Here is a 12,279-nt window from a genome sequence, read left to right as displayed (position 1 = left end):
CGCGATTCTATAAAAAAAGCGTCAGCGGCTCAACCTGCGACCTGAATCACCACCGCAGCAATCCGTTCAGCGGCCTGCTGGACTTCCTCTTTATCCTGCCCTTCAACCATCACACGAAGCAGAGGCTCTGTACCGGATGGACGCAAGAGTACGCGGCCGCGCCCCTGCATCTCTTGCTCGACAGCCGCGACTTCTTGCAGCACTTGAGGATGGCGTAACAGCATGGTCTTATCGGCTTGAGTGCGCACGTTGACCAAACTTTGTGGCAACTTCTCCAGACCTTGCAACAAGGGCTCCAGCTGGCCTTTGGCTTCCACCATCGCCAGCAAAACCTGGAGCGCTGCGACAATACCATCACCCGTGGTTTGCACATGACGACAGACCAAATGGCCCGACCCCTCACCACCGAGTAACCAGTTATTTTTTTGCAGCTCAGCCATCACATAGCGATCACCAACAGCGGCGCGCACAAAAGGCACACCCATCTCTTTGAAAGCCAGCTCAAGGCCATAGTTGGTCATCAAGGTGCCCACCACGCCACCTTCTAAGCGCCCTTGTTGATGGAGATGTCGGGCAATAATGTACAGCAGATCATCGCCGTCTAATAAGCGCCCTGTCCGTGTCGCCATCACCACACGATCACCGTCACCATCAAAGGCAATACCGAGATCTGCACCTAGCTCCACCACCTTATCCTGTAGAGCCTGCGGATGGGTTGAACCCACACCTTTATTGATATTCAGGCCATCTGGCTCAGCACCGATCACCGTAACCTGCGCACCCAGCTCGCGCAAAACAGCCGGCGCGATGTGATAGGTCGCACCATGCGCACAATCAATGACCAGATGCATACCTTGCAAGCTGGTGTGAAAAGGCAGGGTATTTTTGCAGAATTCGATATAGCGTCCAGCAGCATCATTGATCCGACGCGCCTTACCCAAGAGCGCCGGCGCCACAGTTTCTAGAGGCTGCTCTAACCAGGCTTCGATTTCTGTTTCGATCTCGTCATCCAGCTTTTCACCCTGAGCGGAAAAAAACTTGATGCCATTATCCTCAAAAGGATTATGGGAAGCGCTGATCACAATACCTGCATCGGCGTGAAAGGTCTGCGTAAGATAAGCAATGCCAGGGGTTGGCATCGGCCCCAGCAAATAGACATCGACACCGGCCGCAGACAAACCGGCCTCCAAAGCAGATTCAAACATATAACCTGAAAGGCGCGTATCCTTACCGATCAGAATGCGCTTTTTCCCTTGGCGCGCAAACACCTTACCCGCTGCCCAACCTAGTTTGAGCACAAAATCGGGAGTGATCGGCAGCTCTCCAACTCGACCTCTTATACCATCTGTACCAAAATAACGACGCGCCATACTGCCTTCCTTTATTGTTTATCTTTGCAAAAAACCATGCGTGCGCCCAGCCATCTACTGGCCGCTCATTCAATCCTGGGTATACTGCTCGACAGCGCGCCAGACCTGCAGGGCATCATGCAAACCAGCCACTTGATGCACTCTTAGCCAGCTGGCACCTTGTTGTGCCGCCATCAGATGTGCAGCCAGCCCTGCCGCCTCACGCTCTTCAACAGGCCGACCGGTGATTTCGCCAAGCATTCTTTTACGCGACATACCCACCAGCACGGGAAGACCCAAGTTAGTTAAGGCCGATAAATTCGCTAGCAGCGCCAAATTATGCTCTAGCTGCTTTGCAAAACCAAAGCCGGGATCCAGAATCAAGCGCTCGCGCAGGATACCTGCCGCAGCACAAGCTTGAACACGGGCTTCAAGCCACTGGCCGACTTCAGCCACCACCTGCTGATAGATACTCTGTTGCTGCATTGTTTGCGGCTCTCCGCGCATATGCATAAGACAGACAGGCAATCCAGTGGCCGCAGCAGCTTCCAACGCACCAGGACGACCTAAGGCTCGGACATCATTAATCAGATCTGCCCCCAAGGCCGCGGCCTCCGTCATCAGCTGGGGTGAACTGGTATCAATAGAAATTTTAATGCTACTTTGCGCACGCAACTTTTCCAGAACTGGCAACACGCGATCCATCTCTTCCTGCACTGATACAGGTGCAGCACCTGGGCGCGTGGACTCACCACCCAGATCAATTAATTGCGCCCCTTCCTGCTCTAGGCGCAGAGCCTGCCGGACAGCGGCATCAACCTGCTTATAACAGCCACCATCTGAAAAAGAATCGGGGGTAATATTCACAATACCCATGATTTGCGGTGTCGTTGGACACCACCATCTTTGCTGCATCGCCTACTCCTTAACGATCACGCCGCTGATAAAAGTCAAAGTCCATCGCCAGAATACACAAAACCCGCCGAAGCGGGTTGTGTGGATCAACTGATTTAGTGGACGGAGCCACCGAGAGGATCACTGGGTTTACGTGGTTCCACACCCTCGTCCTCGTCATCCTGCTCGTCGGTCTCAGGCTCCACGTCCTGCGCCTTAACACCACCTTGATCATCATTATGCCAGTCTTTGGGTGGCTCTGGCTTTTTCCCTTCCATAATCTGATCAATCTGATGCGCATCGATAGTCTCGTACTCCATCAAGGCATCTTTCATCAGCTCCATCTTATCGCGGTTTTCTTCTAGCAGGCGCGTGGCTTCTGCATAGCAGTCATCAAGAATCTGGCGTATTTCAGCATCCAGAAGCTTGGCGGTTTCACCGCTGACATTCATCGAGCCGCCACCTGAGTTACCCTTACCAAGGAAGATCTCACCTTCTTCTTCGCTATAGAGCACTGGGCCAGCTTTATCGGATAAGCCCCACTTGGTCACCATATTGCGCGCCATTTTGGTGGCCTGCTGAATATCATTTGAAGCCCCAGTTGAGACGCCATCTGCACCATAGAACATCTCTTCAGCGATACGCCCACCATAAGCAGAGGTAATGCGGCTCAACAGGTAGCGACGGCTGTAAGACACCTTGTCTTCTTCGGGCAAGAACATAGTGACGCCCAGCGCGCGACCGCGTGGAATAATCGAAACCTTATAAACAGGATCATGTGCTGGCAACAAACGGCCCAAGATGGCATGACCCGCCTCATGGTAAGCAGTCATGATCTTGTCTTTTTCAGTCATCACCATGGACTTGCGCTCAGCGCCCATCATGATCTTATCCTTGGCCTTATCAAACTCTTCCATGCCAACTAGACGACGATCAGTGCGTGCTGCAAAGAGTGCAGCCTCATTGACCAGGTTCGCTAAATCAGCACCGGAAAAGCCTGGCGTACCCCGTGCGATCACAGAAGGGTTCACATCATCAGCCAAAGGCACTTTGCGCATGTGTACCTTGAGAATCTGCTCACGACCACGAATATCCGGCAGACCCACGACCACCTGGCGATCAAAACGGCCTGGGCGCAACAGAGCTGGGTCCAATACATCCGGACGGTTAGTGGCCGCAATAACAATAATGCCATCATTGGGATCAAAACCATCCATCTCAACCAGCAGCTGGTTCAGAGTTTGTTCGCGCTCATCGTGGCCACCGCCCATGCCGGCACCACGGTGACGACCAACAGCATCAATCTCATCAATAAAGATGATGCAAGGCGATTGCTTTTTGGCCTGCTCAAACATATCGCGTACCCGTGAGGCACCGACACCAACGAACATTTCAACAAAGTCAGAACCTGAGATGGTAAAGAAGGGCACCTTGGCCTCACCTGCCACCGCTTTGGCAAGCAATGTTTTACCTGTCCCTGGGCTACCGACCATCAGCACACCACGCGGAATCTTGCCGCCAAGACGCTGAAATTTGTTTGGATCACGCAGAAAGTCCACCAGCTCTTTCACGTCTTCCTTGGCTTCATCACAGCCTGCAACATCGGCAAAGGTGGTTTTAATCTGATCTTGAGTGAGCAGACGGGCTTTGGATTTACCAAAGCTCATCGGGCCACCACGACCACCGCCACCGCCTTGCATCTGGCGCATAAAAAACAGGAAGATCGCCATGATCAGCAGAATCGGGAAGCTGGCAATCAGCAGACGCGTCCACAGGCTCTGGCCCTCTGGCTTGCGGCCTTCAATGACGACATCATTGGCGATCAAATCATCGATCAAACGTGGATCTTCGGCTGCTGGACGAATCGTCTGGAAGCGACTCCCATCCGTGCGCTCACCGTAGATATCAAAGCCATCGATCACCACTTTGCGCACCTGTTGGCGCTGCACATCTTGGACGAACTGAGAATAGTTCACCGTATTGGCAGGGGTATCGACATTAAAACTATTAAACACGGTCAGCAGTACTGCCGCGATAATGAGCCACAGAATGAGATTTTTGGCCATATCGTTCAAGGCATTGCCCTCTTATTAAAACACGTCCGCCGAATCAGCTTTTCGGTCAATATACTACAGCATTTCATAGATGAGACCGAAGAAAAACCAATGCGTTTCATTGATCTTTTAAATGAACAGTCAGCAAGCAGGCTAGCACAAAGACTGGATGCCTTTCCATATTGCAGCGCCGTTGCTTGTCTCAACCATCAGGCCGACTGATCACCTTCCACCACGAAAACCCTTAGCCAGCAGGTACACCTCGCGTGAGCGCGCACGCGATGCCTTGGGTTTACGCGTCAACACCTGTTGAAAGTGCTCTTTTAGTAATTTGAGATAGACATCATAACCTTCGCCCTGAAAAGCCTTAGCCAGAAACACCCCTTGAGGTTTCAGCACCTGCTGCGCCAAATCCAGCGCCAGCTCGATCAAATACATGGCTTTCGGCTGATCGATGGCATTCATACCGCTGAGATTAGGTGCCATATCGGAGATCACCAGATCGGCCTGCCGACCCTGCATGGCTTCCAACAGGGCATCCAACACGCTCTCTTCGGTAAAATCGCCTTGAATAAACTGCACATCGGCGATCGGGTCCATCGGCAGAATATCTGACGCCAGAATAATCCCGCGCCCTTGAAGGCGCTCAGCGACAAGCTGCGACCAGCCACCTGGAGCAGAACCGAGATCGATCACCGTCATACCCGGCTTGAGCAGCTGATCTTTATCATCGATTTCTGCAAGCTTATAAGTGGCGCGCGAACGGTAGCCGTCTTTTTGCGCCTGCTGCACCCAATAGTCGTCCACATGCTCTTTGAGCCAAGCGGCACTGGTTTTTGATCTTGCCAAGTATCACCTATTGATTGACTAGGCTGAATGTCAGCCGCGACACCCAGCTGTAAAAATGAGGCCTCATCCACCCGAGACACAAAATAAAGTCGCGAGAGGATGACCCTCTGGCTTTCTAGCACTAGAATAGCGGGATCCGATGACTGACGCGGCTCATCGGCTGCGCAGCCTTTTTTAACCCCGAGACGAGAATAGATTAACATGAGCCTAAAAGGCGCACAAAAGAAAGCACTTCGTTCGATTGGTCATCACCTCAACCCGGTGGTGCTGGTTTCCGAAAACGGCCTCTCTGAAGGTTTGCTCAAGGAAGTTGAACGTGCACTGAATGATCACGAACTGATCAAAATTCGTTTTGTGATTACTGAGCGTGATGAGCGCATTGCACTGATAGAGCAGTTGGCGCAACAGGTTCAGGCTGAGGTTGTCCAGACGATTGGCAAGATGGCGCTCTTTTATCGCCCAGCCAAAAAGCCGAACCCCAAGCTCTCTAACCTGCTGCGTTTTCAGGAAGGCTGAGTTTTTCATAGCCCTCTGCTGAACGGCCTGCACACCGGCCCATCCAGATAAAGCAAAGCCACCCCCAAGGGAGTGGCTTTTTTTGCGACCTGCATGTGATCAAGGCTGGCCGTAATGTACCGCCGTGATCTCGTACTCAACCTCACCTTTTGGCGTTTTGATATTGGCAACATCACCTTCTTCTTTGCCGATCAAACCGCGTGCAATCGGTGAAGTAAAGGAGATCTTGTTGACCTTCAGATCAGCCTCATCTTCGCCAACGATGGTGTAGGTGACTTCTTCATCGGTATCCAGATTCAACAGCTCGACCGTGACGCCAAACACCACCTTGCCGTTATTCGGCAAACTGGTGACATCGATCACCTGCGCCATCGAGAGCTTGGCTTCAATTTCTTGAATACGCCCTTCGATAAAACCCTGCTGCTCACGCGCTGCATGGTATTCCGCGTTTTCTTTGAGATCTCCGTGCTCGCGGGCCTCAGCAATGGCTTCAATCACCTTGGGACGCTCGATGGTTTTGAGCTGCTCGAGCTCTTGGCGCAGGCGCTGCTCGCCTTGCACCGTCATAGGACTTTTTTGCATTAGACTTCTCCTGCGTGTAGGTCTTGCAAGCGACGTACACGGATATTCATGCCATATTCCAGCGCCTGACAGAGCGCCACTGCGCCAGCCAATGTGGTGGTATAGGGCACCTTGTGTTGCAAGGCAGCACGACGGATACCTGAAGAGTCGGCGATCGCCTGACGCCCTTCTGTCGTGTTGACGATATAAACGATCTCGTCGTTTTTCACCTTATCAACAATATGCGGACGCCCTTCAGCGACCTTATTGACCACTTCAGCTTCATAGCCAGCAGCGCGCAACACAGCCGCTGTTCCACTGGTCGCAACAAGGCTATAGCCCAGTTTGGTTAAGGAAGCCGCGACAGCAACCACACCTGGCTTATCGGCCTCACGCACAGATAGGAAGGCCTTACCACCGGCTTTGGGCATCTTTTCACCCGCGCCGAGCTGGGCTTTCAAGAAGGCTTCAGCAAAGGTTGTGCCGCTGCCCATGACTTCACCCGTCGACTTCATTTCTGGGCCGAGGATCGGATCCACGCCTTGGAATTTATTGAACGGGAAAACGGCCTCTTTGACGCTAAAGAAAGGCGGAATAATCTCTTGCTCAAAGCCCTGCTCTTTCAAGCTGGTACCGGCCATACACCGCGCTGCAACCTGCGCCAAGGAAGTACCGATGCACTTGGACACAAAAGGTACTGTCCGCGAAGCACGTGGATTGACTTCAATGATGTAAATCTCGCCATCCTGATAAGCCAGCTGCACGTTCATCAAGCCCACAACACCTAGCTCGCGTGCCATCTGAGCAATCATCACACGCATCTTGTCCTGTACATCTTTGGGCAAGGAGTAGGGCGGCAGCGAACAGGCCGAATCACCTGAGTGCACACCAGCTTGCTCGATATGCTGCATGATGCCGCCAATCACGACATCCTTGCCATCACTGACAGCATCAACATCAATTTCAATGGCGGCATTTAAGAAGTGATCCAACAGCACTGGGCTGTCATTCGAGACCTTGACGGCGCTGGTCATATAGCGCTCAAGCTCATCGGCGCCATAGACGATTTCCATCGCACGGCCACCCAGCACATAGGAAGGACGCACCACCAGCGGATAGCCAATGGCTTCGGCCTTGGCAAGCGCCTCATCAAAGCTGCGCGCGGTCGCATTCGGCGGCTGCTTGAGTCCTAGTTTTTCAATCATCTGCTGGAAGCGCTCACGGTCTTCCGCACGGTCAATCGCATCCGGTGTGGTGCCAATAATGGGCACACCAGCGGCTTCTAGATCCCGCGCCAGTTTCAGCGGCGTCTGGCCACCAAACTGCACGATCACGCCTTTTGGCTGCTCTTTAGCGACGATTTCAAGCACGTCTTCTAAAGTGACTGGCTCAAAATAGAGGCGATCAGAGGTGTCATAGTCAGTCGAGACGGTTTCGGGGTTACAGTTGACCATGATGGTTTCATAGCCATCATCACGCATCGCAAAGGCGGCGTGCACACAGCAGTAGTCAAACTCGATACCCTGACCTATCCGGTTCGGGCCGCCACCGAGCACCATGATCTTATCGCGTGTAGAAGGCTCGGCCTCACACTCTTCTTCATAGGTGGAGTACATATAAGCCGTGCTGGTGGCAAATTCAGCGGCACAGGTATCCACGCGCTTATAGGTTGGACGCACACCAAATTGGTGGCGCAGCTTGCGGAAGCTGCTCTCAGACACACCTAATAGCTGCGCTAAACGGGCATCAGAGAACCCTTTACGCTTCAGGCGATACACCTGATCACGATCTAGCTCACCAAAGGCTGTTTTGGCGACCTGCTGCTCAAGCTGGATCAGTTCTTCAAGCTGAATCAGGAACCAAGGATCAACATTGGTTAAACGGAACACTTCTTCCAGCGCCATCCCACTGCGGAAAGCATCACCGATATACCAAATACGCTCAGCACCTGGGTTGAGCAGTTCACGCTTGAGCAGATTGCGTGCTTCGTCATCCCACTTTTCAATCTTGGGATCTAAGCCATTCGCGCCGACTTCCAATCCGCGCAAGGCTTTTTGCAAGGATTCTTGGAAAGTCCGGCCGATGGCCATGACTTCACCGACCGACTTCATCTGAGTGGTCAGACGATCATTGGCCTGCGGGAACTTCTCAAAGGTAAAACGGGGGATCTTGGTAACAACATAGTCAATCGCTGGCTCGAAGGAAGCCGGTGTTGCCCCACCCGTGATGTCATTTTGCAGCTCATCGAGGGTGTAGCCCACAGCCAGCTTGGCAGCAATCTTGGCAATCGGGAAACCCGTGGCTTTTGAGGCCAGCGCCGAGGAACGGCTCACACGCGGGTTCATCTCAATCACAACCATGCGGCCGGTATTGGGGCAGATGCCAAACTGAACGTTGGAGCCGCCCGTTTCGACACCGATCTCACGCAACACCGCCAAGGAGGCATCACGCATGATTTGGTATTCTTTATCTGTCAGCGTTTGCGCTGGAGCAACAGTGATCGAATCGCCAGTGTGCACACCCATCGCATCGAAGTTTTCAATGGCACAGACAATAATGCAGTTGTCTTTTTTGTCACGCACCACTTCCATTTCGTATTCTTTCCAGCCAATCAGCGACTCATCAATCAGCAGCTCTTTGGTAGGAGAAAGATCCAGACCACGGGTACAAATCTCTTCAAACTCTTCCTTGTTATAAGCAATACCGCCGCCTGAACCTCCCATGGTGAACGAAGGGCGGATAATGCACGGGAAGCCCAGTTCAGCCTGAACCTGCCAGGCTTCTTCCATGCTATGGGCGATCTTCGCGCGCGGGCACTCAAGGCCGATCTTTTTCATCGCCTTGTCAAAGCGCTCACGGTCTTCCGCCTTATCAATGGTGTCTGCATTGGCGCCAATCATTTCAACGCCATACTTTTCCAGCACACCGTGTTTTTCCAGATCCAGTGCACAGTTGAGCGCGGTTTGCCCACCCATCGTCGGGAGCACCGCATCAGGGCGTTCCTTCTCGATAATTTTTTCCACCACTTCCCAGTGAATGGGCTCGATATAGGTGGCATCCGCCATCGCTGGATCGGTCATGATGGTGGCAGGGTTGGAGTTCACCAGAATGACGCGATAACCTTCTTCACGCAGGGCTTTACAAGCTTGTGCACCGGAATAGTCGAACTCACAGGCCTGACCGATGACAATCGGGCCAGCACCTAAAATCAAAATACTCTGAATATCTGTACGTTTTGGCATGATCTCTTTTCCTATCAGCTTGCGGCGGAGGTGTTTTGGCGCGCTTGAATCAACTGAATAAAGCGATCAAACAAGGGTGCCACATCTTGGGGGCCAGGGCTGGCTTCTGGATGACCTTGGAAGCTGAACGCGGGTTTATCCGTGCGCTCCACACCCTGCAGGGTGCCATCAAACAAAGACTTGTGCGTTGCGCGCAGATGATCTGGCAGGCTGGATTCATCAACAGCAAAACCGTGGTTCTGGCTGGTGATCATCACCACGCCTGTTGCAAGATCTTGCACTGGATGGTTAGCACCATGATGGCCGTGCGGCATCTTCACGGTTTGCGCTCCAGAAGCCAGCGCCAGTAGCTGATGGCCAAGGCAAATACCAAATACTGGCAGGTCTGTCTCTAGAATTTCACCAATCGCTTGGATGGCATAGTCACAAGGCTGGGGGTCACCAGGGCCATTCGACAGGAACACACCATCGGGCTGCATCGCCAGCACATCTCGCGCGGGTGTCTGAGCGGGCACCAGTGTGACACGACAGCCACGGCTGACCAGCATGCGCAGAATGTTGTATTTGACGCCATAGTCATAGGCCACAACATGGTAAGGCTGGGTCGCAGGATCCACTTCGCTGTAGCCTTGGCCAAGCGTCCATTCTCCCTGCCGCCACTCAGTGATCTCTTGCGTGGTCACTTCTTTTGCCAGATCCATCCCTTTCAGACCGGGGAAGGCTTTGGCAGCGGCCAGAGCCTGCTCAACACCCGCCTCAGTGGCGGCCGCCTCGCCTGCCAGAATACAGCCATTGAGCGAGCCTTTATCACGCAGAAGGCGCGTTAAGCGGCGCGTGTCGATATCACCTATCGCCACTAAACCTTGCTGCTCAAGGTAGGCCGGCAGAGACAGTTCACTGCGGAAGTTGCTCGCCATCAGCGGGAGGTCACGAATAATCAGGCCAGCTGCACCTAAACCAGCCGACTCTTGGTCTTCGCTGTTGATGCCGGTATTGCCAATATGGGGATAGGTGAGGGTAACGAGTTGGTGGGTATATGAAGGATCGGTGAGAATTTCTTGATAGCCAGTCATTGCGGTGTTGAATACAACTTCACCAACGGTTTGGCCGTCTGCACCTATCGCGGTACCACGGAAAACACTCCCATCTTCGAGTGCCAGAATAGCGGGTCTGGTCAAAACTGCCTCCTCCCATCGCAGGCGTTTAGCTGTTACAGGATGCGCTTCAACAGCTAAATTTAGGTTGTAAAAAAGCGAGATGAACTAAGAGAAATCAGCTCATCCCGCTTTTAAATCAGAAAGTGGTGGGCACGCCGCTTTCAATCTTGCAGGCGCTCATCTTCGTTATATTAACGCATTTTTGCATGGCATGTCTATCCTCTCGACTGACGCCGCCGCGGTGGATAGATCTGAATCAAACCCGAGCTTCCCTGAAAATCAGCAACCAGCCAAATCTGCTCAAAAGGATGATCGGCTGGCAGATAGATCTGCTCCCAGTGGCGCAAAAAATCTTCGCGCTGCCACAGCGGGTTCATATTGCGCACCACCAGCCAGACTTTTTCTGAATGGTAGTTTTTACGCGCCTTAGCGGCCAGCACCCGATTCAAAGCCGTCATCAACCGCTCTTCAAGGGGCGTGGCCTCTAACTCTTGCAGCAGCGCCTCCGTGGCCTCACCCCAGTCCCGTCCCAGCAGGAGCATGGCCTCAGCACGACTACCATAGAGATGCGCAATTTCCAGATCCAGCTGCACGCGCTCGCGCCCTTGACCCATCAAGCAGGAGACATCCGGCTTTTTCGGCTGGTTATGCCAGATATGCCGCAAGGGCTGATCAAAGCAGGCCTCATAAAGGCGCATAAAAAGACGCGCGGCTTGATGCTCTAAGCGCACCTTCTCTTGCTCAGATTCAGAAAGCGGCGCGCCTGAGGCATCGCGCTGTAGATCCGATGTCATTAAGGGCACTTAGGCCAGATGCAACACGTCACGCATGGTGTATAAACCGGCTGGCTGCTTCTGCAACCACAAGGCCGCCCTAACGGCACCCTTCGCAAAGGTCATACGACTGGACGCCTTGTGGGTAATTTCAATACGTTCGCCTTCATTACCAAAGATCACCGTATGATCACCGACCACATCACCCACGCGCACAGTCGCAAAGCCAATCGTCTGCCGATCCCGCGCACCAGTAAAACCTTCACGTCCATAGACCGCAACTTCTTTTAAATCACGCCCTAAAGCACCGGCAACGGCCTCCCCCATACCCAAGGCTGTCCCAGATGGGGCATCCAGTTTATGACGATGGTGGGCTTCGACGATCTCGACATCATAATCATCGCCTAGCACCTGTGCGGCCATTTCGAGCAGCTTAAAGCAGAGGTTGACGCCCACACTCATATTGGGGGCAAACACCACGGGCATCTGCTCGGCCAAGGTCGCTAACTCTGCCTTTTGTTCTGCGCTCAACCCCGTTGTACCTATCACCATTGCCTTGCCTTGGGCAGCACAAAAACGCGCATGATGGAGTGTCGATTCAGGAGAGGTAAAATCGATCAACAGATCAAAATCAGCCTGTGCCAGATCAGCCGTGGCCACCAAGCCCAACTTACCCTGTCCTGCCAGCTCGCCCAAATCGGCTCCAACTAGACTCGAACTTGGCTCAACCAAGCCAGCACTTAAGCGCAAACTGGCTTCTTCACTGATGGCCTGCACCAAAGCGCGCCCCATTCTGCCTGCCACACCCACCACTGCAATTTTCATTTGTCTTTCTCCTCGTTGACTCAGCTGCATGCTATCTTTACTAGCACTCTACCCAGTTA

Annotated in this window: 10 protein-coding genes; 1 reads left to right on the top strand and 9 read right to left on the bottom strand. The window is 53.1% G+C overall.

All coding sequences use genetic code 11. The features are described from left to right. Positions 1-29: 29 nt before the first annotated feature. The 4 genes from glmM to rlmE all read right to left on the bottom strand — a co-directional run bounded on the left by glmM (position 30) and on the right by rlmE (position 5,146). The gene (gene glmM, locus V6U78_RS11710; protein ID WP_405341034.1) at positions 30-1,370 is read right to left on the bottom strand and encodes a phosphoglucosamine mutase; all 1,341 of its coding nucleotides are present in this window, start codon (positions 1,368-1,370) and stop codon (positions 30-32) included. 69 nt (positions 1,371-1,439) lie between these two features. Continuing rightward, entirely contained in the window at positions 1,440-2,264 is an 825-nt protein-coding gene (gene folP / locus V6U78_RS11705; RefSeq protein WP_405341031.1) for a dihydropteroate synthase, read from the bottom strand. Between the two features lie 95 nt (positions 2,265-2,359). Then, positions 2,360-4,318, bottom strand: a complete 1,959-nt coding sequence (gene ftsH, locus V6U78_RS11700; RefSeq protein WP_405341028.1) for an ATP-dependent zinc metalloprotease FtsH — start codon at positions 4,316-4,318, stop codon at positions 2,360-2,362. A 201-nt stretch (positions 4,319-4,519) separates the two neighbouring features. Beyond that, positions 4,520-5,146: a 23S rRNA (uridine(2552)-2'-O)-methyltransferase RlmE gene (rlmE, locus tag V6U78_RS11695; RefSeq protein WP_405341026.1), complete on the bottom strand. Its 627-nt coding sequence runs from the start codon at positions 5,144-5,146 to the stop codon at positions 4,520-4,522. A gap of 201 nt (positions 5,147-5,347) precedes the next feature. Here rlmE and yhbY point away from each other — a divergent pair, with 201 nt between their 5' ends. Next, entirely contained in the window at positions 5,348-5,662 is a 315-nt protein-coding gene (gene yhbY / locus V6U78_RS11690) for a ribosome assembly RNA-binding protein YhbY (RefSeq protein ID WP_405341023.1), read from the top strand. Between the two features lie 99 nt (positions 5,663-5,761). On the opposite strand, the gene greA is transcribed toward yhbY, so the two are convergent. From greA to dapB, 5 genes are all read right to left on the bottom strand, one after another. After that, a complete protein-coding gene (gene greA / locus V6U78_RS11685; protein ID WP_405341020.1) occupies positions 5,762-6,244 on the bottom strand; it encodes a transcription elongation factor GreA in 483 nt (160 codons plus the stop codon). Next, positions 6,244-9,465 carry a carbamoyl-phosphate synthase large subunit gene (carB, locus tag V6U78_RS11680; protein ID WP_405341017.1) on the bottom strand — a complete coding sequence of 1,074 codons (3,222 nt, stop codon included), beginning with the start codon at positions 9,463-9,465 and terminating at the stop codon, positions 6,244-6,246. Before carB ends, greA begins: the two co-directional genes overlap by 1 nt. Positions 9,466-9,479: 14 nt before the next feature. After that, complete coding sequence (gene carA / locus V6U78_RS11675; RefSeq protein ID WP_405341014.1) at positions 9,480-10,643, bottom strand: glutamine-hydrolyzing carbamoyl-phosphate synthase small subunit; 1,164 nt, start codon at positions 10,641-10,643, stop codon at positions 9,480-9,482. A gap of 194 nt (positions 10,644-10,837) precedes the next feature. Then, positions 10,838-11,416, bottom strand: coding sequence for a hypothetical protein (locus V6U78_RS11670; protein WP_405341011.1), 579 nt, complete (start codon positions 11,414-11,416; stop codon positions 10,838-10,840). Positions 11,417-11,425: 9 nt separating this feature from the next. Continuing rightward, complete coding sequence (gene dapB, locus V6U78_RS11665) at positions 11,426-12,220, bottom strand: 4-hydroxy-tetrahydrodipicolinate reductase (RefSeq protein WP_405341008.1); 795 nt, start codon at positions 12,218-12,220, stop codon at positions 11,426-11,428. Positions 12,221-12,279: the final 59 nt, after the last annotated feature.

The organism is Marinospirillum alkalitolerans (assembly GCF_045055655.1).
In the GTDB taxonomy this organism is placed as follows: domain Bacteria; phylum Pseudomonadota; class Gammaproteobacteria; order Pseudomonadales; family Halomonadaceae; genus Marinospirillum; species Marinospirillum alkalitolerans.
This window is presented reverse-complemented; position numbering and strand designations above follow the sequence as displayed.

Bases quoted from the DNA above. Each gene is read 5' to 3' on its own strand.
- dapB (WP_405341008.1), bottom strand. From the start codon at position 12,220: ATGAAAATTGCAGTGGTGGGTGTGGCAGGCAGAATGGGGCGCGCTTTG.
- V6U78_RS11670 (WP_405341011.1), bottom strand. From the start codon at position 11,416: ATGACATCGGATCTACAGCGCGATGCCTCAGGCGCGCCGCTTTCTGAA.
- folP (WP_405341031.1), bottom strand. From the start codon at position 2,264: ATGCAGCAAAGATGGTGGTGTCCAACGACACCGCAAATCATGGGTATT.
- greA (WP_405341020.1), bottom strand. From the start codon at position 6,244: ATGCAAAAAAGTCCTATGACGGTGCAAGGCGAGCAGCGCCTGCGCCAA.
- yhbY (WP_405341023.1), top strand. From the start codon at position 5,348: ATGAGCCTAAAAGGCGCACAAAAGAAAGCACTTCGTTCGATTGGTCAT.
- carB (WP_405341017.1), bottom strand. From the start codon at position 9,465: ATGCCAAAACGTACAGATATTCAGAGTATTTTGATTTTAGGTGCTGGC.
- glmM (WP_405341034.1), bottom strand. From the start codon at position 1,370: ATGGCGCGTCGTTATTTTGGTACAGATGGTATAAGAGGTCGAGTTGGA.